The sequence below is a fragment of the Paenibacillus sp. J22P90 genome, assembly GCF_059692195.1.
Window position 1 is genome coordinate 407,958 of sequence record NZ_JCAUAY010000002.1, and the last position, 22,311, is coordinate 430,268.

General features: G+C 44.7%; 20 protein-coding genes. 4 read left to right on the top strand and 16 right to left on the bottom strand.

Features of this window, described 5'->3' with window-relative positions; genetic code table 11:
• Window positions 1–1,794 carry a sensor histidine kinase gene (locus AC58UX_RS06645; protein WP_497250723.1) on the bottom strand — a complete coding sequence of 598 codons (1,794 nt, stop codon included), beginning with the start codon at window positions 1,792–1,794 and terminating at the stop codon, window positions 1–3.
• A 168-nt stretch (window positions 1,795–1,962) separates the two neighbouring features.
• Window positions 1,963–2,166: a helix-turn-helix domain-containing protein gene (locus AC58UX_RS06650; RefSeq protein ID WP_497250725.1), complete on the bottom strand. Its 204-nt coding sequence runs from the start codon at window positions 2,164–2,166 to the stop codon at window positions 1,963–1,965.
• A gap of 226 nt (window positions 2,167–2,392) precedes the next feature.
• On the opposite strand from AC58UX_RS06650, the gene AC58UX_RS06655 reads away from it, so the two are divergent.
• Window positions 2,393–2,794 carry a helix-turn-helix domain-containing protein gene (locus tag AC58UX_RS06655; protein ID WP_497250726.1) on the top strand — a complete coding sequence of 134 codons (402 nt, stop codon included), beginning with the start codon at window positions 2,393–2,395 and terminating at the stop codon, window positions 2,792–2,794.
• Here the strand turns inward: AC58UX_RS06655 and AC58UX_RS06660 are convergent.
• The 11 genes from AC58UX_RS06660 to AC58UX_RS06710 all read right to left on the bottom strand — a co-directional run bounded on the left by AC58UX_RS06660 (window position 2,791) and on the right by AC58UX_RS06710 (window position 16,347).
• Complete coding sequence (locus AC58UX_RS06660) at window positions 2,791–3,480, bottom strand: metal-dependent hydrolase (protein WP_497250728.1); 690 nt, start codon at window positions 3,478–3,480, stop codon at window positions 2,791–2,793. The two genes, AC58UX_RS06655 and AC58UX_RS06660, sit on opposite strands and share 4 nt — an antisense overlap.
• Window positions 3,481–3,557: 77 nt before the next feature.
• Window positions 3,558–3,860, bottom strand: a complete 303-nt coding sequence (locus AC58UX_RS06665; protein ID WP_497250730.1) for a hypothetical protein — start codon at window positions 3,858–3,860, stop codon at window positions 3,558–3,560.
• A 56-nt stretch (window positions 3,861–3,916) separates the two neighbouring features.
• A complete protein-coding gene (locus tag AC58UX_RS06670; RefSeq protein WP_497250732.1) occupies window positions 3,917–4,645 on the bottom strand; it encodes an MBL fold metallo-hydrolase in 729 nt (242 codons plus the stop codon).
• A gap of 167 nt (window positions 4,646–4,812) precedes the next feature.
• Window positions 4,813–6,114: an ABC transporter substrate-binding protein gene (locus AC58UX_RS06675; RefSeq protein ID WP_497250734.1), complete on the bottom strand. Its 1,302-nt coding sequence runs from the start codon at window positions 6,112–6,114 to the stop codon at window positions 4,813–4,815.
• A gap of 76 nt (window positions 6,115–6,190) precedes the next feature.
• Entirely contained in the window at window positions 6,191–7,768 is a 1,578-nt protein-coding gene (locus AC58UX_RS06680) for a response regulator transcription factor (RefSeq protein ID WP_497250736.1), read from the bottom strand.
• A gap of 9 nt (window positions 7,769–7,777) precedes the next feature.
• Window positions 7,778–9,604: a sensor histidine kinase gene (locus AC58UX_RS06685; RefSeq protein WP_497250738.1), complete on the bottom strand. Its 1,827-nt coding sequence runs from the start codon at window positions 9,602–9,604 to the stop codon at window positions 7,778–7,780.
• 75 nt (window positions 9,605–9,679) lie between these two features.
• Window positions 9,680–10,492 carry a carbohydrate ABC transporter permease gene (locus AC58UX_RS06690; protein ID WP_497250740.1) on the bottom strand — a complete coding sequence of 271 codons (813 nt, stop codon included), beginning with the start codon at window positions 10,490–10,492 and terminating at the stop codon, window positions 9,680–9,682.
• Window positions 10,493–10,504: 12 nt separating this feature from the next.
• Complete coding sequence (locus AC58UX_RS06695) at window positions 10,505–11,425, bottom strand: carbohydrate ABC transporter permease (RefSeq protein WP_497250742.1); 921 nt, start codon at window positions 11,423–11,425, stop codon at window positions 10,505–10,507.
• Window positions 11,426–11,511: 86 nt separating this feature from the next.
• Entirely contained in the window at window positions 11,512–12,831 is a 1,320-nt protein-coding gene (locus AC58UX_RS06700) for an ABC transporter substrate-binding protein (protein WP_497250744.1), read from the bottom strand.
• Window positions 12,832–13,339: 508 nt separating this feature from the next.
• Window positions 13,340–14,959, bottom strand: coding sequence for a 3-keto-alpha-glucoside-1,2-lyase-like domain-containing protein (locus tag AC58UX_RS06705; RefSeq protein ID WP_497250746.1), 1,620 nt, complete (start codon window positions 14,957–14,959; stop codon window positions 13,340–13,342).
• A gap of 296 nt (window positions 14,960–15,255) precedes the next feature.
• Window positions 15,256–16,347 (bottom strand): threonine aldolase family protein, encoded by a 1,092-nt coding sequence (locus AC58UX_RS06710; RefSeq protein WP_497250748.1) that lies wholly within the window; start codon window positions 16,345–16,347, stop codon window positions 15,256–15,258.
• Between the two features lie 109 nt (window positions 16,348–16,456).
• Between AC58UX_RS06710 and AC58UX_RS06715 the strand changes: the two genes are divergently transcribed.
• The 3 genes from AC58UX_RS06715 to AC58UX_RS06725 all read left to right on the top strand — a co-directional run bounded on the left by AC58UX_RS06715 (window position 16,457) and on the right by AC58UX_RS06725 (window position 18,982).
• Window positions 16,457–16,756 carry a Rieske (2Fe-2S) protein gene (locus AC58UX_RS06715; protein ID WP_497250750.1) on the top strand — a complete coding sequence of 100 codons (300 nt, stop codon included), beginning with the start codon at window positions 16,457–16,459 and terminating at the stop codon, window positions 16,754–16,756.
• Window positions 16,757–16,827: 71 nt separating this feature from the next.
• Window positions 16,828–18,171 carry an amino acid permease gene (locus AC58UX_RS06720; RefSeq protein WP_497250752.1) on the top strand — a complete coding sequence of 448 codons (1,344 nt, stop codon included), beginning with the start codon at window positions 16,828–16,830 and terminating at the stop codon, window positions 18,169–18,171.
• A 49-nt stretch (window positions 18,172–18,220) separates the two neighbouring features.
• Entirely contained in the window at window positions 18,221–18,982 is a 762-nt protein-coding gene (locus AC58UX_RS06725; protein WP_497250754.1) for a MerR family transcriptional regulator, read from the top strand.
• 167 nt (window positions 18,983–19,149) lie between these two features.
• On the opposite strand, the gene AC58UX_RS06730 is transcribed toward AC58UX_RS06725, so the two are convergent.
• From AC58UX_RS06730 to AC58UX_RS06740, 3 genes are all read right to left on the bottom strand, one after another.
• Window positions 19,150–20,538: an MATE family efflux transporter gene (locus tag AC58UX_RS06730; protein WP_497250756.1), complete on the bottom strand. Its 1,389-nt coding sequence runs from the start codon at window positions 20,536–20,538 to the stop codon at window positions 19,150–19,152.
• Between the two features lie 96 nt (window positions 20,539–20,634).
• On the bottom strand, window positions 20,635–21,108 hold the full coding sequence (locus AC58UX_RS06735; protein WP_497250758.1) for a DUF2975 domain-containing protein: 474 nt from the start codon (window positions 21,106–21,108) through the stop codon (window positions 20,635–20,637).
• 182 nt (window positions 21,109–21,290) lie between these two features.
• Window positions 21,291–22,310, bottom strand: a complete 1,020-nt coding sequence (locus AC58UX_RS06740; RefSeq protein WP_497250760.1) for a Gfo/Idh/MocA family protein — start codon at window positions 22,308–22,310, stop codon at window positions 21,291–21,293.
• Window position 22,311: the final 1 nt, after the last annotated feature.

Genomic DNA, 22,311 nt, shown 5'->3' on the forward strand with positions numbered 1-22,311 from the left:
CTAGTGTTCTCCTTTCTCATTATTATGACTAAGCGGTAAAACAAGACGCATCGTTGTTCCACTTCCCAATACACTTTCAATTTCCATGCGGAATGGGGCTCCATAGATCAGTTCTATCCTTCTCACAACACTCCGTACACCTAGACTTTCGCGCCCGTCCATACGATGAGGCAAGGAAGAGCCCTGAACGCCCAAGATTTGCGAGATCGCCGTTTCATTCATGCCACAGCCATTATCCGTCACTTCAATCTCTAGAAATCCTTCACGGCTGCTCGCTTTGATGAGCAGTACTTTTTGCGACACCATATTACGGAAAGCATGCATAAACACATTTTCGACTAAAGGCTGAAGCAGTGACCGCATGACCTCCACATTGGCAACTTCGTCATCAACTTGAATGATAATTTCTAAATCCGTTTCAAATAATTCCTTCTGTATTTTCAAATAGTTACGAATCTGCTGGCACTCTTCCTTCACCGTTGTCAGCGTTCGCACAGGCATCAAGGAGTACTTCAGCATCTCGGAAATGGCCGCGATCAATGCCGCCGTTTCGGTCTCATCTTGCAAATAGAGCTTCCAATAAATTTCATTGAACATATTGTGCAGAAAATGAGGATTCAATTGGGCTTGCATCGCCTTTAGCTCTGCCTCTTTCTCACTTAATTGGATCAAATATTTTTCCTTAATTAAGTGTCCAACCTGCTCGGCCATGGCGTTGAAACTCTCACCGATATACGCCAATTCATCGTGCGTTCGTATCTCAATGCGTGCATCAAAATCACCCGATCTCACCTTCCGTAGACCAAGCAGCAGATCCTTGAGCGGACGAAGTAAATTTCCCGTGGAAAGGACAATCAATACACTTGCAAGCAAGATACTAACTAAGCCAGAGTATACGATCATCTTGAATACTTCTCGACTTCTCGATTGAATTTCCGTTAACGACGTGCCGCTGACCAACTTGAAGTTGGTGACCTCTGATTGTCCTTGTACATACAAATGATTATTCATTAATTGCGTTTGATTCATATCCCGGAGCAGCTCTACTTGATCGGCATGGACTGGCGCATTCGTAAACAACAGCTCGCTATTTTTATTAAACAGATACACCTGCCCCTGCCCTGCCTTCGTCAATTCCTTGAGTGATCCTGAGAAGAAGGATTCGTCAAAAGCCATAACAAGTACACCGTATGTGCTTAAAAAACTATTTTTCATATACCGAGCTACAACGATTGTATTTCTAAACCCGCTTGGCTCAATGGAAGATGCCATCGGTATACTAATCCACACGAGATCACCAGATGTGTCTTTAAGTTTATCACGTATCACCTTGAATACGTTGTCATTCGGCGCATTAATCGTGGAGGTCGTATAGCTAAAATAGGAAGGATTCCCCGTTAAGTCATATAAATACATCCCGGTAATATAAGGCGCATCCGATTTGAGCTGATAGACCTGATCTTCAATCATCTTTTTATCATAATATTTATCGAACGGGTCGGCGTCTTCCCTCAAATCAATGCGTGAAATCACCTTTTCAATAGCTGGATTAAACACAACCGTCTGCGAAATACGAACAACCTCCTGCACCTTGAGGTCCAGCTTCGCCAGCGCTTCCTCGTTTGTACTAGAGAACTGTTTACTGATTTCCTCTTCAAACAGAGTTAGGTTATAACGATACGTTAAGTAGCCCGTCAAGCAAAAGGCTAACAAAATAATGATGGATAAACTGAGAATAAGCTTTACCCGGAAGCTGCGATTAATCCCTACTAAACTTCGAATCCAGGACAGCATCTCATTTACCCCTTTATATATAATTGACTATTCCTTTGACGATATTATAACAACAAATTTCGTATAATCGCTAATATTTTAACTATGGCGTGTAATGTAGAAAAATAAGGAAAAAAGGACCACACTTTTTGTGTGATCCTCGCCTACAAATTGGATTTACTTCTTTTTTCAAGCTATGTTGATGTGAAAAAGCTCCTCCAATTCCATATCCAACACATCGCTAATTCGCTTAGCTGTTGAGGGGCCAACTGATTTAATCGACCGCTCAAGCAAGCTTATGTACGCATGACTTAAGCCTGTATGTCGCGCCAGCTCTCGTTGCGAGTAGCCTTTCGTCACTCTCGCTTTGATGAATGCATCTGTTTTTGCCATGATCCGTAAATGCATCTGATCTCTCAACCCCCATCATCACTTCGTCCTAATAGCAGTATAACTCGAGCGCATTCACTAATGCAAATATAAAAGTTTACTTTAGTAATCATGCTTTTGAGTATAATGCTGCCAGTACCCTACGAACACAATGATTGTAATTACTTTAGTAAACTGTTAGTATTAAATTGTTTACTAATGTTTACTTGATGGGTGAGGATGAACAATCATGTACTTTTACGATAAATTAAGAGATATGCGCAAAATGAAAGGCTTCACGATTCGCGAATTAGCTGATCGCTCTGGTGTATCCGCTGCTTATATATCACAGCTGGAGAATGGAAACCGCGGAATTCCGTCACCTGACGTCTTGATGAAGTTGTCCGAAGGGCTTAACACATCTTATTCGGAGTTAATGGATATCGCCGGTTATCTCGAATCCACACCAACGAACCAACAGTTCCAAAGCGAGCCTGTTAACTTACGGCGGTTCCTGCGTGAAAATGAGCTAATGTTCGATGGCTTCGTGTTGACCCCAGAGGATAAGGAATGGGTCGAGCGTATGCTTACCGTCCTTTTTTGGAAAGATCGGCAGCCTGGCAAGAACACCGAAAGCAGCCCAGTGCTTTAAAGCTCTAATTGTTGACCTGGCGTCATAACTAAGCCATCTATGCCTTCCTCGGCCAAGCTTTCTACGAACTTATTGGGATCTTGTTCAATCACAGGAAACGTATTGTAGTGCATCGGCACAACAGTTGCTGCTCTCAAATATTTCGCGGCAATCACGGCATCATCCGGTCCCATCGTATAATTATCACCGATTGGCAGGAAGGCTAGATCAATTTCATTTAATTTTCCGATCAGCTTCATATCTTTAAACAGCCCCGTATCCCCTGCGTGATAGATGGTTTTCCCCTCTACCGTCAGCAAGAATCCACTTGCCATCCCTGTATAAATGTTTTCCTTCGTGCCTGGCGGATTGTAGGACGAATCGTGTAAAGCTAGCGTCATTTTCACTTTGCCGAAAGGAAACGTATACGATCCGCCAATTCCCATCCCATGTGTCTTAGCCCCTTCGAAGCCTAGATATCGAGCTAAATCATTAGGAGCAATAACAGTTGCATCATTGCGCTCCGCGATGGATAGCGTGTCCCCAACATGATCCCCATGGCCATGAGTAACGAGGATATAATCCGCCTTGATGTCTTCCGGCTTGACAGTTGCTTGTGGATTCCCTGTCAGGAAGGGGTCTATAATTAACGTATGCTGCTCCAATCTAATTTCGACACAGCTTTGTCCATGGAAAATAATGTTCACTTCATTCAGCTCCTTTGTGTTGATATGTTAATTTTATCATAGGTGCCTTTGCAAATTGAAATCACGGATGAGGACACTCACGAAAGCTTGAACCTGACCAGATGATCTGTCAAATGTTCTCTCTTTAAGATTTCAATCTGCTTGTTCCCTATTAGGTCGTAATGTGGATATTCATCACGAAGATGTATGTAAGCTGGATTTAAACCATTCGCCAAGCACCATTCCTTCAATCGTTCCAGATTACAGCAGCCCACCTTCGTTATCGTCTTCACTCCTGGAAAGCGTGGTTCCACCCAATAATGCGTTAGAAAGGCAATTTCCCCCTGTAAGCATTTGCTTTTCCATTCATTCAGTTCATGTCTGGATATTCCGAAAGCCATGTCATCAATCTCCTAACTAAACTCGCTGGAAAAAATCAGGCCGTCCCGAAGTTCTGTTATATGATCACTTGCAAACCGAAATCTGCTAAAAGTATCTCACCATTAAACATAACAGCGGCTTCTTCCTTCAATAACTGAGTATCACCAAAATGAGGCAAATGGGATAACAGCAACTTCTTTACATCTGCCATCGAAGCTAACTTCCCTGCTTCATATGAATTCATATGGCCGTACTGAGCTGCATTGAAGTCAGCATAAAAAGAAGCTTCCGTAATCAGTAGATCCGCGTCTTTAAGATAAGGTACAAGCGTCTCATCATAGCGAGTATCAGCAGTATAGACTAATACTTTCCCTTCAAATTCTATCCTTACTCCTAAACAATAACCATCATGATTCGTTCGGAAGAAAGTTAACTTTAATCCATCCTCAAATGTTACAGCAGCACTTTCATTAACTCCTATTTCATAAGTGCCTTTCATAACAGGAATTGACCATTCTGCTTCCTCCGAAGTTAGGAGTCTCAGCGGCGTATCTCGACGCTGTAAATCCATATCAATTAAACATGCATACTGAAGGCAACCTAAGTCTGCCATATGATCATAATGCCTGTGAGAAAGAAATACAGTTGTTAAATCTGTTAGTTCTATAAATTTCTGTAAAGCTGCCAATACACCGCTTCCACAATCGAGTAAAATTTTGTGATTTCCTATTTCTAACAGATAGCCTGAAGTCGCTTCACCAGCTCTTGGATATGCGCCCCATCTGCCAATGACTCTTAATCTCATTTTGATACTTCCTCTCCCTATTCTATGTCGTATTATTACATTACCATAATATAGAATTATAAAAGGCAAATAAGCACATTACTTCAATGAAGAAACACCATTAACTAACGAAACACAAAAAAAGCAGCTTCGTCATAGTGACTGCTGCTCTTTGATTTCCACTAACCCTAATTAGCCAAAAGCCCATTCATTTTCTTCTCTAGCAACATAAGCCCCTCCTCCGGATCCAACCCTCCCATGACGATGCTTTGCAGCTCTTCTGAGAGCGTAGTAAAGATAGTCGCATACTTATCCGTTTGCGGAGCAAATTTGACGTGATGCTGAGCCTCGATGAAGAGCTTGCGGTAGGGCAGCTGCAAATATTCTTGACTTTGAAGAACAGCTCGATTGGCAGGTACATGACCAGCTTGGGCCCATAATTGTGATCCTACTTTTGAAAAATAGGACATGAAGGTCATGGCTGCGCGTTGTTTATCCATCGTTACGTAAGTCGGAATGACCAGTGTATGCGAGCTCCCCCATTGCATCGAACTGCCAAAAAGTGCTGGAAGCGGCATGATCCCGACAGGAAGGGATGGTTCATTTAAATGATAACCCGCTTCCCAAACACCGCCCATCCAAAGTGCGGCTTTGCCATTGTGGAAAGTGTCCCACGGCGTTTTGTCGTTCACATCTGCGAGCTTGCTGGCATAGAGCTGTTGATAAAATTTCAGGACACGAAGTGCTTTGTCATTATGGATGTTCGATTTCGCCATGCTCGCATCTAGCAAATCTCCCCCTGCCTCGTAATACATATTGAGAAACGGCTCTTGGAAATAAGGCGTATTCACCGCGAATGGCTGAACATTCGGTACTTTGGCTTGAATTTGCTGCAGCATTTGAATAAAAGCCTCCGGCGATGACATCGCGAGCTTTGGTGTGCCATCGTCATTTAACAAGCCCGCTTTTTTCAGAATCGCTTGATTGTAATACAACATATGAAAATGTGTGTCCAGCGGCATCGCATACGGCTTACTCATGAAGCTCACACTTTGAACATTACTCTGCTCTAGGTCTTTGAAATCAAATCCAACTTCATTCGCCAATCCGTCCAGCGGCACAATTTGCTTCGCCTTTACGAATGGTGACATACGGTCCACATGAGCTACGGCCACGTCTGGGCCCTTCCCTGATGATAGAGCTGTACTCAGTTTCACATAATATTCGTTGGATTCTAATCTCAGCGGCTTCACGAATATAGACTTCTGCGAGTCATTGAAGTTTTGCACGATTCGTTCAACGAACTCACCTTCTCCACCACCGAAGGGATTCCAGAACGAAATTTCCACGCGTGATACCGCACTCTCCATAGCTTTTTTACTTTCCTCACCATGTTTGTTCCCATTAGAGAGGATCGAACATCCCGTTAGGACGAGTACGAGCATACATCCGATTGCTAAGCTGAGATTAACCCCTTTTTTATCTAACACTTTAATCCCCCCTTCACCCCTATGCTTGACAACGGATAGCTCCTCAGTAAGCGTTTGCATAGTTGCACAAGAAGACTTAGGAAGATTTGTCTTCTTTTACGCGACTTCGATATTCGGCTGGCGAACAGCCCGTAATTTTCTTAAACACTTTCGAGAAATATTTAGGGTCTGGTATGCCAACTAAATGGCCAATATCTGCTGTTTTGAGCTCACTGGTCAGGAGCGCCTTCGCCTTCTCAATGCGTATCCGCGTTAAATACTCCAGGAAGCTTTCACCCATTTCTTTTTTAAACAAGTTGGCAAAATAGTTCTTACTTAAATGCACCAGATTGCTAATCGACTGAAGCGAAATCTCTTGTTGATAGTACTGCCCGATATATTGCGCTGCTTTAATAATGCCGTTGCGATCACTGTGATACACCCCAATCATATGCTGGGCAAGCTCTTCAAAAGCATTCAAGAACCACGCTTTACTCATCTGAATCGTCTCTAATTTGGACAATTGCTCATAGTACATCTTCTTAAGTTGGAGTACGCTTTGCTGATCACTTGCAACCTCAGACCACAAGGTGGTGAGCAGAATGAGCAGCTCCAATGAAATAATTTCCACGAGATCATAATCTTTGCGGGCCGTCAGCTGTTCGAAAATATCTTCCAAGTACGCCTGCAGCTCTTTGGTTTGAAAGGCATACACCATCGCATGGATATGCGTGGTACTAACTTTAATATTATCTGCCAGTTGACTAGCAGCAGGCACATAATCGACACCATATAGAATGGCTCGCTCACTGCCAATGAACATTTTATATTTCGCTGCAGCGATCGCTTGCTCGTAGGCTTGGGGCAGCCCTGCCCAACTGGTCGTGCTCTTACTTATGCCAATGGTACATGACATGTCATAATGGTCCTTCAAATAGTGAATCATGGATTGAGCCAGTGTCTTCAACTCAATATTGCCTGGAGCCATCTTCCTTGTAAAAAGAAGAACATTCATTTCGCCTTGCCGGTCTGGAAAAGCCTCATAGACTTCCTCCGAGGAAGTCGTCATCACTTCAGCAATCGCTTTGCGAATGAGCGCTTGGCCCTCTTCCACACTTTGCGTCCACATATTCTTAGTGATATGGAGGACATAGAAGGGCAGTTTTGCCTCAGACAGCTTTAAGCTAGCAATACTTTGCTGTCTACGCGCAGGATCCGCTTCTTCCAGAAGCTCCAGCATCCGTTTTTCTTTCACGATAGGCTCTACAATACTAATCTGATCACTGCTTGGTGACGCTGTTTTAATCGATTCCCTTACACGAAGCAGTGTCCCCTCGAGGTCGCGCGGCATCATATCCGATTTGATCATATATTCGGAAACTCCGTTACGGATGGCTTCCTTCGCATATTGGAAATCTTCCAAATTGCTAAGAATGACTATTTTCATAAGCGGATAACTTTTACGTACTTCCGTAATGAGTGTAATGCCATCCATAACAGGCATTTTAATATCTGTAATGAGAATATCTGGCGGGTTCTCCTGGATCAGATCCAACGCTTCTTGCCCATTTGCTGCCTCGCCGCTGACGGTTAAGCCTAGCTTTTCCCACTCAATCATGGAGCGAATTCCGAACCTCACGATATATTCATCTTCCACAATCACAACTCGAAACATGATTATCACCTACTTCATCTCTGGAAGTCTTATCGTAATGTGTGTACCTGTTCCTGGTTCACTTTGAATGCCCAAGCCATACGGCTTCCCACATATGAGTTTAATGCGTTCGTCTACATTGGCTAAGCCAATCCCGCTTACTCGATCCGCAGAAGTCAACGTCGGCACATGCCGATTTAAGCTTTGTACAAGACTTGCGTCCATGCCACGACCATTATCCACGACCTCGAACCTTATGCCGCCTTCCGGATGGACGCCGCACCGAATATGAATTTCACCTGTTTCCCGATCTGTAAAAGCATGAAGAATCGCATTCTCGACGATCGGCTGCAGGATTAGCTTCGGCGTGCGGTACAACCGAACCTCTTCATCCAGTTGAACGAATGTTTCGATATTGAAGTTGAATCTGAATTTTTGAATACCCAGATAGCATTGTACATGTTCAATTTCTTCTTCGATGGTGACGGTTTCTTCACCTTTTCCCAAGCTAATTCGCAATAATCGGGATAGAAGACTGACCATTTCAGCAGCATGATTCGCTTTCTGCAGAAGTGCTGTCCATTTAATAATATCCAATGTGTTATAGAGGAAATGCGGATTAATTTGCGCCTGCAACGCTTTCAATTCCGCCACGCGTTTATGATTCTGCTCCTCATACACCGTCTCCAGAAGTCCATCGATCCGCGTCACCATGTAATTAAAGTTTTCGCCCAAAATATCGAATTCATCATTCCGGCGTTTCGCTTTGAATCGGACGGTCAAGTCCCCCGACATCACTTGGCGCATCAGTTTAATCATTTTCAGGATAGGCTTGGAAATCGAGTTCGCCAGCAGGATAGCCGTCAAGATGGAGAATAAGATGCAAATGAAAGCGATCACCAAAATAATTTGCAATAATCGGTTCGAATCCTTGTACAGGGAAGCCTCTGAAATGACGTTGACGACGATCCAGTCGTTGGTATGCAGCTTTTTATAATTCACAATCAGTCTTTCACCTTGATATTTCAATGGAAAAACAGATTCGTCGGTCGCCCCACGAAACATATCCGTATAGCCGTCATCGCCGAGCACTTCTTTCACACTTTTCCCCAGCATCTTGCTGTCTGGATACGAAATGATCTGACCACGACCATCAATGACAAAGCTTTCAATATCCATATTGCTTTTCGTCGTTCGAGCCCCAATCTCTTTTAACACATCCTCACGAATATCCAGTACAGCAATGATCCCGACCGGACTATCATCGGACATCTTATAAATTTGTTTGGCTAGTGAAAAAACGTGGACATTTTGCGTGTTCAGACTATCAACATACGTTCCCAAGCGCGTGGAAAACCAGCGAAAATTGCTCCCATCCTCCAACGTCTGCAGGAATGGGGATACTTTATCGTAAGAGCGATCGTTCCATCTATATATACCCTTAATAAAATGTTGCGGCGAAAGAAAGGAAATCGACTGTATATCCTGATTAATCGCAATAATGGTCGATAGCTTCGTCGTCAGGGATAGACTATCCAGATCATACTGAGTGGGATCCGTACGGTCCAATGTCCGCAGCATCGTAACAATATCGTTGTTGTTGACAACCTGCATCATCATATCCTTGTAAATCCCAAGTCTAGTGTCAATATTCTCGGCGGTCTGCTTCAAGAGCTGTTCCGAGTATTCCGTAACTTTATTGTTGATCGTTGACTTCGATATCGAATACGAAATAAACCCCAAGGCAAGCAGGGGCGTTAGAGAAAATAGGAACAGCAACAGCATCCACTTATAGCGAATGCTGCTCGTCCATGTATACATCCATGAAGGAATCCGTTTGTGTCGCTGTTTCGTCACAACATCTGATGTCTGGGTCAAAAGTTGGAACAACCCTTTCTGGGAAGAGAATCTGACTCGTAGAAATTGAGATTTTTAACCTTTAATACCGGACATCGCCACGCCTTGCACAATTTGACGCTGCAGCACAGCGAACACCAGAATCGTTGGTATTGCCGCAATTGCACTTGCTGCCATGATCATATTCAAGGACATGATGTTATTCGACAAGAACGTCGGTAGTCCTGCTGATAAGATCATGTTCTCTTGCGATGTAATCGTCAGGTATGGCCATAAGAAATTGTTCCACGATAAGATGAAGCAGAAAATACCGACAGAAAACATCGCAGATCTCGTAAGCGGTAGACATATCCGATACCAGAGTCCAAAGTTTTTACAACCATCAATCTGCGCAGCCTCGATATAATCTTTCGGTACACCATCCATGAACTGCTTCAGCAGCAGGATCCCGATTGGGTTCGTAAGTCCAGGTAGAATGATCGCCCACATGTTATCAATCAGCTTCAAATGAAGTGTCGTTTCATAGAGTGGAATTAAAATCGCTTCCGTTGGAATTAACAAGCCTGAAACGATGAGCACGTAGAACAGGCCTCGAGATTTGAAAGGCAGCTTCGAGAACGAGAAAGCAGCTAAGGAGCTGAAAATAAGTGAAATAACCGTTGTCAGTACGCCGATTACTGAGCTGTTCCACGTCCATCTAAGAATTTGAGAATCTTGGATGACCTTCTTATAGTTCTGTAAATTCAAATCCGAGAAATTGAACCAATCTTGAATGGAGATGACGTTGACGCCATCCGGTTTGAGGGATACAACCATCATCCAAATCAGTGGAAAAATAAATAGGAGCGCCAGCACCACGGCAATGATGTTGATTGTGAGTTGTTTCATGTTCAACCTCCGTCAATCTTTTCTGTCTGTTAATTTGAACTGAATCACTGCGATGAGCAGCATGAGGATGCAGAATACGATGGATTGGGCAGAAGCTAGTCCGAACATATCCTTTTTGAACCCCGTGACGTAGATGTAGCGAATCATCGTGTTCGTGGCGTCCCCTGGACCTCCGCCCGTCATAATCTGAACTTGCCCAAACAGCTTTAAGCACGAGATGATTTGATAAAATATTTGTATTTGCATGACTCTCGACAGTCCGGGAAGCGTAATATGAATGAATTGCTTCCAAGCGCCAGCGCCATCTATTTTCGCAGCTTCATAATGATCCGTAGGAATTTCTTGCAAGCCAGCTAGGAACAATACCATTACAAATCCTACTGTCCACCAATCGGTTGCAAGGGTAATCGCCCACCAAGCAAAATGTTTATCCGTCAGCCAATGAATGTCACTAGGTAAACCAATGAGTTTCAAGAACGCGTTAATTGGGCCATACTTCGAGTCGAGAAGACGAAGCCAGATGAAACTGATAACCGAGACAGATAGCACGTAAGGTAAGAAAAATATTGAACGGATTAGTGTTCGGAAACGTATATTTTGATTAATCAACATCGCTAAGCCTAAGCCAAGCACGATGATGGTCGGTGTACAGAGGATAACAAAGTAGATCGAGTGCCATACATAGAGATAAAAATTGCTATCCGTAAAAATCTTTTTATAATTCGCAAAACCCACATAGCGCTGCATCCCCTGAATGTTCCATACGTGCAAGCTCATCCAAGCGCCTCGCCCCACAGGCCACAGATAGAAGATGGCAAAAGGGATCAGAAATGGCAGCACATACAGCAATGCATTCAATTCCAAAGCTATTCGTAACGGTTTACGACGGCGGAGGACTAGCGTCCGATCATGCTCACTTACTTTAGTCTCCATACACTCTTCTCCTTATATCTTTCTATAAAAGTTCGGGTGGAGCCCCGGTAGCTTTCTTTGTATCTCCACCCGATTCAATCGGACAATTAGTTACTTAAAATATCATTGATTTGCTTATCCATCGTTTTCAAGCCTTCTTCTGGCGTTTGCTTACCGAAAAGGATGTTTTGCAGCGACTCCGACACTGTTGTAATGATCGTTGTGTATTTATCTGTTTTCGGTGCAAATTTCACTGTTTTCTGTGCTTCAATAAAGAAATTACGGTAAGGAAGTTTCTTGTACTCGTCACTTGTCGTTACTGCACTGTTCGTAGGTACGTGTCCTGCTTGACCCCACGTTTTGCCGCCAACCTCAGAGAAGTACTTCATGAATTTCGCAGATGCTTCTTGTTTCTCTGTCGTGACGTAAGAAGGAACTACAAGCAAATGGGAGCTTCCCCAGTGCGTTTGGCTACCGAAAATCGCAGGCAGCGGCATCGCACCAATATTCAAGGATTTATCATTTAGCAACAGTCCTGCTTCCCACACACCACCGAACCATAGTGCTGCTTTCCCGCTGTGGAATGAATCCCAAGGCGTTTTATCGTTCAGATCACTGTATTTGTTCTTGTAAAGATCCTGGTAAAACTTAAGAACATTCAATGCTTTCTCATTGTTGATCGCGGATTTCGTCATATCCCCATTCAGGATGTCGCCGCCTGCTTCATAGTACAAATTCAGGAATGGCTCTTGGAAATAAGGTGTATTCACGGCTAGTGCTTGCACACCAGGTACCTTCGCTTGAATTTGCGCTAATGTTTTCTTAAAGCCATCTGGCGTCAGCTCACCCAACTTCGGCGTGCCGTCGTCGTTCAGCAGCTCAGCTTTCTTCAATAGATCCTTATTGTAGTAGAACATATGGAAATGGGTATCTAATGGCACGGCGTACGGCTTCCCGTCATAGGACACGCTTTTGATATTGGAATCGGACACTTGTTTCAGATCAAAACCAACTTTGCTAGCCAGCCCATCAAGCGGCAAAATTTGCTTCGCTTTCACGAAAGGCGAGATACGATCCACGTGTGCGACGGCCACATCCGGACCTTTGGATGAAGAAAGCGCCGTGCTTAGCTTAGCGTAGTACTCATTGGATTCTAGGCGAAGCTGTTTCACGATGACTTCTTTTTGGGAATCGTTGTAGCCTTTGACGATTTGATCTACGAAATCCCCCTCACCGCCGCCGAACATATTCCAAAAGGTGATCTCTACGGGACTCGCTGATTTCGTTGTCTCTGCGGCTTTCGTTGCCGCTGGAGCTGCAGACGCAGTTGCTGTTTTGGTATCGCTTTCTTTTGTGCTCGAGCAACCTGTTGCCACCATAGCAAGCGCAATACTTGCTGTAAGTAAGCTAGTTAATTTCTTTTTCATAGTGATATACAACCCTCTCTCATTCGGTTTATGTTTTCTGCGAAAGCCCTTTCACGCTGATGTAAGGGCTTTCCTTGGTTCTAACTTTACAGGGAATCGTACCTCGTCTAAACCGATAAAACCCTCAACTTTAGGGAACAAACGTAAGAATGCATGAGCGGCTGGGACGGGTAAAAGGTGACGATATTACGATTGGAGGGGGCGATGTTACGAAGCGCGCGCTCCCAGCGGGGCCGGCTCAAGCCAGCCGATCTCCATCTGAGAAATGCAAAAGTGCAACTTTTTTCTTCCTAAAATGCGATTTCAGCTATAATGGTTGCAAATAGGCATCAATTTCTGCATTTTCAGCTCTGTTCAGACATTTCCGCCCCCAAAAGATGCCTTATTGCATTTATTTAAAATGTTGAAGTGAACCCCCATGAAAAGGATGCTCATTTGCATTTTTGCCACCTGTGTATCGAACACAAAAAAAAGAGCCCGAGGGCTCTTTTTCACGCTTCACTTACTTCTAGTTCACTGTAATGTTGTCAAAGCTCACACTATTGCCGAAGCCACCACGCACACCAATCGTGCCATTGGCATACGTCGTATCGGTAAAGTTAATTTTCGGCGTCGTCATATCACCTACATACACCTTGATATTGCCTTCATTGACCACAACCTTCATGTGATACAAAGTGTTTATGCTTATCGTTGTATTCACAAGAGCCAGCTGTGTCCAGTTATTGTTAAATCGGCCTAACCACACTTGCCCCGCCGAGTCGATGCCTGCGGCATATCCTTTCATGCTGTCCGCACCTGTTCCTGGACTCGTCACATTGAAAATAAGGCTAGCCTGCCCCGCATTGTTAAGCTTGATATCCCCTTCCAGGGTATAGTTTCGCTTGGATGGATATGGGGTAAGAATCGATTTATCTGCACTAGTAGAAGTAAGATTATAGGTGCCGCCGCTGACTGCCCAAGTTCCGCCATAGCGAGCCCAACCACTATCATTAGCTGCAAAATTATTTGTATACGTGGTCGTCCAAGTACCAAACTTCACCTGCACATTATGACCTCCGCCTGTCCGGTTCACGGAATCGATGTAAGCAACTTCGTTCGTTCCTGTTTGATACATGGCTGCCCATAAGGAGTTGCCGAAAGCGGTAGAATCATTCGTATACCAAGTATTCCCGTAATCATTGGAAATGGAGAGGACATTGGCATTGGATGTTAATAAAATTCTGCCATCTGTAAGTGAAAGCAGGTAAGGTCCGCCTTGCTGGCTTGGCACTTGCGTACCGATACCGCTGGACCATGTTTTGCCATCACTGCTTTTCTTCGTAAACACGTTACAGTTTTGCGTACCGCAAACCTCGAAGGTTACGATATACTGGCCATTGTTCATTCTTTGGAAAACAGGCATACCCGGACGTGCTGCTGAATTGCCAGTATCCCACGCAACATAAATCTCACTACCCCAGCTCGCGCCGCCATTCGTCGAGATCTTCTCCGCAATAATTTGACTATACGATGGACTTTCTGTCACGTGCTTTTCACTCGCATACATGACAGCCAGTGAACCGTCACTCAAAATTTGCATATGCGGCTCATACACGCCTTTATCCGGATTGCCTAGCGAGCCTGGCGTGCCGTTCTTTTCATCAATGGTGCTCAAGTAGCTCCAAGCCGAACCACCGTTCGTACTTTTGTACACTCTTAACTGATAGGACTCCTGCCAACGCACCGACCGCATCGCGAGCAAAATATCGCCATTCGCCAGCTGTGCGAATTGTCCGTTATCCAGATCACGTCCATCTTCCCATAGTGTCGCTGCTAAAGACCATGTACGGCAATTGTCCGTACTGAGGTAAACCTGCAATCGCGTGCCGCCCCAAGATACTTTGGTGTAGCCGTTGTTATCATAGATGGCTGCAACCGCAAGCCAGTTGCCATTTGCCAGCTTGATCATCCGCGGATATTCCGATCCGAATGTACCAGGACTTAGCCCACGTGCATCGGTACCCGCATCTGTAAAAGTATTGATGTTTGAAACCGTGGCCGAGGAACCCCAAGTTATCGGTCCATTCGCTGCAAAAGCTGGAAGCACGCCAAACAACATCATCATGCAGACCATACTGAGCAACATCGCTAAACTCTTTTTGAGTATGAAATAACGACCATCCTCTTACTGGCGGACTTGATTGGGTGTCCCTCCTTTTGTCCGCTGGATTCAAAATGTAAGGGCTTACTTTTTGAAGTATACCGATTCTTCATCTGCATCAACACCGACGATCTGACGAACTAAGGTGACTAATCTTACGATTTTACAGGGGGAGGCCATCTGGTAGCGTACAAAGTTACGATTCGTGAAAATGCGAAAAAAAGCCCTATCGTTTCGCATCTCTTTCGAGATTGGGATCGACAGGGCGCTATCTCAACTACTTATATTTCCCGCAAGCTCGCATCCAACTGGTCAAACGTCCGCTTCAGATCATCCTGCGGAATCTTCGCATACGCATCGCCGATGCTCACCTCGAATGAGCTAATCCCCTCGCTTGACTCACGCAGATAATGGATCAACCCTACTCCTGTCTCCGCGTACAACGCGACGAGGATCGGCTCGAGCTTCTCTTTCGGCATTGCGATATGGACGTGGAACATATTCGTCACGGGTACCTGTGGCAATGTCGTCACAAGATGACAGCTATTGAACAGTGCAGCAAGTTCCACAGCTTGCTCATAATATTGCCCCATTTTAGGCTCACGCTGCTTGAAATAGTAGCTCGCACTTAGGTAATACGGGTAGAGGCTGATCAAATCGCCGCCATGCCGCCTTTTCCAAACCTTCGATTTCGCTGTAAACGCCTCGTCTCCGGCCAAAATCGCGCCAGCAAGACCGCCAATCCCTTTATAGAACGAAATGTACACACTGTCGAAAAGCGCACATAGCTCCGCTGCTGACTTCTGATAATACGGCAGTACTTCGTACAATCTAGCCCCATCGAGATGAAGCTTAATGCCTTTGGCACGACAATGCGCCGATATTGCAACAAGCTCCTCGAACGGCGGCAATTGGCCACCAATTTCACGCTGTGGCAGCTCGATGAGCAAACAAGCGATCTCTTCTCTCAGCTCCACAATTTCATCTAAGCGAATCAAGCGATCCTTCTCACCGAGTAAAATCGATTCTATGTGATGCAGCTCCTTCAAGCCATCCTCTTCATGAATTTCCAAATGGCTTAAGGGATGATAGGCGACCTTACTGATCCCTTTCTCATCACACCATATGCGGAGGGCAATTTGCTGCGCCATCGTCCCGCTTGGGAAAAACACCGCCTTTTCCTTACCTAGATAAGCGGCCATCTCATCTTGGAATTTCTCGATGCCTTCTCCCGTTCCATAGATATCACTTTCGACTTGGCCATCAAGCTCATTCAAAGCGTCTTGTAAAATATGAATTTGTCTACGACCGTGCCCTCCAACTGGGTAAGAGGTTTCGCGAAAGGCTGCTGCTAATGGTGACACTGTGCTCATGTAAATCGTGCTCCTTTGTTTTTGCCTATGTATAGAGATCTTTGCTGTCGTTTGGATTATAATGAAAGTATGTCTTCACAAGAAATCCCTTATGAAAAGGAGCATCCCCATGAATGAAATCCTTCTTGGTTCCAAGGATCAGTTTACTGCAAACCCGTCGGAAGTGAAAGTGGGTGGCAAGCGATTTTTCCTAACGGAGGCGGATGGCATCTATACGCTGCTCTCCAGTCGCTGCCCCCACGCAGGCTATGCGGTTGAGCTAGAAAATGGTGAACTTGAATGTCCGCTGCATGGCTGGACCTTTGAAGTACACACGGGCCGCTGCCACAATATCCCTAGCGCGCGGCTTCAACCCTTTGAAGTCATCGAGAGAGATGCACAGCTATACGTGCTGATGGACCTCGCTTAAAAGTATATTTTACCATGGGACAAGCTATACTATGGGCTGTTATCAAACTCTTGAACAGCTTAGGAGGCAGCATGTCCATTCAAGCAACCCCATCGAAAAATGGCACAATGACGTGGTGGCAGCTCTCGCTGCTCGGTGTCGCCTGTACGTTAGGAACTGGCTACTTTCTGGGCGTCGGTATTGGCCTAACGATGGGCGGCGCTTCGATGCTCGTTTTGTTCATTTTCGCAACATTAGGCACTTATTTCGTTCTCGACGCATTGCTTCAAATGATCGCTGCGAATCCACAGCAAGGCTCTTTTCGCTCTTATGCCCAATTAGCTTATGGACACTGGGCCGGATTTAGCTGCGGTTGGATTTATTGGGGATCACAGTTAATGATTATGGGGAGCCAATTAGTGGCTCTCTCCCTGTTTACGCGCTTCTGGTTTCCCACGATTCCCATGTGGCTGTTCGCGATGATCTACGCCGGTCTCGGCGTTGGCGTTATATTGCTCGGAGCGAATGCCTTTGAGCGTTCGGAGCATATTTTCGCACTCATCAAAGTATCCGCACTGTTGATGTTCCTCCTTCTGGCAGGTGCCGCGGTACTAGGCTGGATCTCTGGCGGCCTTCATCCGCTATCATTTCCTGTAACTAGCGCAACCTTTTTACCATCAGGTCTCCAAGGTTCTTGGTCCTCCCTCATCTATGCGTTCTACGCCTTCGGCGGCACAGAAATGATGGGTCTTTTCGCCATGCGCCTGAAGAAATCGAGCGAAGCGCACAAAGCCGGCTCCATGATGCTCCTCCTTTTAGCTATCCTATACATCGTTTCACTCTTCTTAGTTCTAACACTACTACCTTTACATGCTCTCCATGACAAAAAAAGCCCTTTTCAGGTTAGCTTGGAAAGCTACCCGCTTCCCTTGGTTCCGCATGTGTTTAACGCCATTCTTATTATTGCTGCTTTCTCCACGATGGTGGCTTCCTTATTCGCGGTTACCGCCATTCTCGTCGCACTCGCGAAGGATCATGATGCTCCGCAACTGTTCACGCGTACAACGAGCGGACCAAGACAAATTCCCTATGCTGCGCTCGCATTAACTACCGGTGGTATGGCTGTAGCAGTAGTTCTATCTTTGCTATTACCCGAGGGATTGTATGCCTACATGTCTACAGCAGCGGGTCTCACCTTGCTCTTCATTTGGTTAGTGATCTTGCTTTCTTCTGGACGTATATTACCTCATTCACCTGCTCGCAGGTTTAAACGCTTGTTAGGCATTATCCTCATCCTTATTGCGATTGCAGGAGCCTCTGTACATCCTACGACACGTCCAGGCTTCTTTGTCAGCTTGTTTTTCATCCTAGTCGTTGCGCTCATTACTTACCTCATGCACTTCTCATGGTCACCTAAACTTAAAAAAAGATATTGACATTAACGCTACGGAAAGCTTTACAGTTAAGTTGTCAGGAGGTGAGCAGATGGAATATACCGTACAGCACTTGGGGAAGTTGGCAGGAATCAGCACCCGTACACTTCGCTATTACGATGAGATTGAGCTTCTTATGCCGGCAAGAATCAACTCATCCGGGTATCGTATTTATGGGCAAGCGGAAGTAGATCGGCTACAGCAGATTTTATTTTATCGAGAACTTGGCATCCCGCTCGAGCAGATCAAAGAAATTATGACATCGCCTTCGTTCGATGAAACCCATGCGCTACGAGACCATCGGAAGCAACTCCTCGACAAACGGAAGCAATTGGATATGCTCATTGCGAATGTGGAGCGAACGATTGCTTCAAAAGAAGGGAGAATACACATGTTTGATAACGAGAAATTTGAAGGCTTTAAACAAAAGTTAATTGATGATAACGAGAAGAAATATGGAAAAGAAATTCGCGAGAAATACGGCGAGGATCGGGTAAATCAAAGCAATCAAAAAGTCAAAAATATGACGCAAGAGCAGCATGAGGAAGTTACACGCTTATCGAATGAAATTACGATTACGCTAGCGGAGGCTTTTAAGCAAGGTGATCCTGCTAGTGAATTAGCTCAAAAAGCAGCAGATTTGCACCGACAATGGATTTCCTACTATTGGAACGAGTACAGCAAGGAAGCCCATGCCGGCGTTGCTGATCTGTATGTCGCTGATGAGCGTTTCAAGGCCTATTATGATGTGAATCAACCAGGTACAGCCGAGTTTCTTAGAGATGCCATTCACATCTATACTGCGGGACACTAGCACTTTTTCTATGAATCAACGAAACATCCAATTTTTCTGCAAGAAACTGAATATAGTAGTATTACCAGCCGCCAGCCACATCCTTCATGTCCCTCTTTTCATATGAAAAGAAGAAGCCCAAGACTCTCTTCGCGAGAGATTTGGGCTTCTTCTTTATTCGTGAGAGATTAAACCGTCGTAGGAAGTGGTCGTCCTTCGCTGCTAGGTTTAACAAGTGATTTGCTCTGCCATACTCGGCTTCGCCACCGAAGATACATCATCAAGCCTCTCGTCCACTCATCCACAGTAAAAGCAATCCAAACGCCGAGCAACCCCATCTCCAGATGGATACCGAGTAGATAGGATAAGGGAACTGCAATCCCCCACATCGAGATGACCCCCATCATGACTGGGAATCTAGCATCCCCCGCAGCACGCAAGGAATTGATAACTACTAAGTTAAAGGTCCGCCCTGGTTCAAGAATGATAGACAGAAGTAGAATCGTTGATCCCATCACGATAATATCTGGATTATCTGTGAAGAGTCCTAACAGTTCTTTACGGAAAATCGAAGTGATTCCAACGACAATGAAGGTTAAAATGAAAGTAATTTTCAAGCTTCGGATCAATTTATGATAAGCAGCTTGGAAAGCCCCTGCACCAACCATGTGTCCGACAATAATTTCCGTTCCCATCCCAATCGCCATACCTAAAGCTATAAAATAATTGGTGATATTCATCACATACACATGGGCGCTTAAGGCTGTTGCCCCAATCACATTGATGAAGCCGAAAATCATTAAATAATGCGATTGCCAAGAAATATGCTCTCCCGCGGATGGTAAGCCAATGCTGAGAATCTGCTTCACTATCCGCGATTTAAAGCTCACATAGTGCTTGAGCAAGATTGGTACTTGTAGTCGGCGATACAGGATGACCACAAGGATAATAAGGCCAATCAGTCGACTCACAACTGTTGAAACTGCCGCTCCGGTCACTCCCCATTCTGGGAATCCCAGGTTACCGAAAATCAAAAGCGAGTTCCCCACGACGTGGATCACATTGATCCCCAACGTGACGAACATAACGTCCCTTGTCTGTCCATTAGACCGCAATACCGAAGAAATCGCATAGGATAGCGCTTCGATCCATATAAAGGCTGAGATCAAATTCAAATATCTCTTAGCAATGTGAATTTGCTCTGGCGCCAAATGCATGAGCTTCATCAAAGGCTCGCCAAAAACGACCAATGCAATACTTACAATAATGCCAAAAATCAGGTTTATGGTAATCGCTAGCGCGGAAATTCGACTGGCTTCCTTGACCTGGCCTGCACCTAGATGCTGTGCTACCGCTACACTCGTTCCAATGCCGACAAAACCAAACATGAGAATACAGAACATAATCAGCTCATTCGCCAGGCCAACCGCTCCAGTTACTTCATCGGAGATTCGGCTTAGCATGAACACATCGGCTGTTCCTAACATCATACGTAGAACAGAGTCAATAAAAATCGGCCAAGTGACTGCGAATAGACGAAGTTTTTGCCATGATGCTGTTGAATCTTTGTCTTGCATTCGTATTCACCTCTCGTAATTGCAAATGCAATTAGCATAGAATACGAAAGCGATTGCAGTCAAATGAAAATAATTGGACAGGAGTTCCAACATTTTTCACTTTATATCTATGGCATTTTTTAACGGCTTTTGAAGTGCATCCACAATGGCTGCGACGATACTTGTTACTATAATACCCATTAGACATAAGGATGTAGGACCCGCTGCATCATCACTCTCTGTCACTTGAGCAAGTATCCTTAAGCTCACGATTCCAATCACAATGAGGAAAATGACTGCAAAAGCACACTTTTTTATAATCTGTAATGATTTAAAAGATAATTCAGAGATAGCCATGTTCTTTTCGATGTAGGTTAATAGTTTGAATACTTGAAACAACGAGATAGCAAACGCAATACAAAATCCGTATGCACATACTAAAAAGGGGATTATGAAGTAAGCCGTTTCTGGATGTACCTTTGCGTCTCTAGCGGATAACACAGGCAACCAGATACACAAAGCAAGCACTCCAATGCCGAGCAGAAAAATAATTACCTTTAAGAATGTGGTTGACCCACGTTTAACCTTCATTTCAAACACCTCACTCATGTAATAATGACATCATGATTCTAGCATAATATTTATCGTATTTCAATAAAATAACATTGTTTTTTATCTAATTATTATTGTTATTTGAAAAAACAAAAACGCCGCTGGCTCCATCAAAAAGGAGCTAGCGGCGTAAGCCTCACGCTGAAACTTTTTATTAAATCTTACTTCACCTGTACCCAAGCGCCTTGCTTGTCAGCAGATACCATCTCAGCTACAGCAATATCGATCGTGTCTCTTGTGCTTTCAGGCGTAGCTGTCGTCACTTCTTGTCCTGCAAGCAACGTCTCAATGAAATATTTCAGCTCCAGGTAATAGCCCATCTCTGGTGAGATTTCCGGGTTGAAGCCAGACGCGTCATTCGGATTTACTTTTAAACCGCTCGCGCCAAAAATCAAATTAGCTTTCTCAAAGTTAACACGATATTGCATATCGAAGCCATAGTCGCCTTCCAATGTCCAATCCGCTTGCGCGTTAATCACTTTGCTATCCCCGTACAAATAATTCGTGGATACGACATCGTAGCCGCTGCCAGGAACTACATTTCGTGCCAAGCAAGATACAGATTCTGGTTTGCCAAACAGCCAGTTAACCATATCGATATCATGAACGTGCATATCCAAGAGAGCGCCGCCGCTCTTCTCTTTATCAATTAGCCAAGGTCCCCAAGTCGGAGTAGCACCGCCGCGGTAGAAATATCCGCTCGTTACTTTCCCGTAGGTTCCGTTTTCTACCACTTCCTTCAAGTACACATAAGCTGGCCAAAAGCGTAAACATTGACCGATCATCAGCTGCTTGCCGTTCGCTTTCGCTGCTTCAATCATCTCTTCACACTCTTGTGGATTCGAAGCCATCGGCTTCTCACACAGCACGTGCAGACCTTTATTTAAGCATTCAATCGAAATGTCACGGTGAATATACGTTGGGAGTGCAAGATCCACGAAATCTAGCTGCTCCTTTTCGATCATCTCGGACACACTTGTATATTTCGCATAGAGGCTGAAATCGATGGAAGAATCCCCTGTCGCAATGTTACCGGCAACCGCATTGCCTTCAAGCTTTTGCGGGTCGATATCGCATAGGGCTACAACTTTGATCGCAACACCTTCTTTTTCCAAGCGAACATAATTCTCAAGATGCGTTCTTCCCATAAACCCTAATCCAACTAGTCCGATTCTTAACATT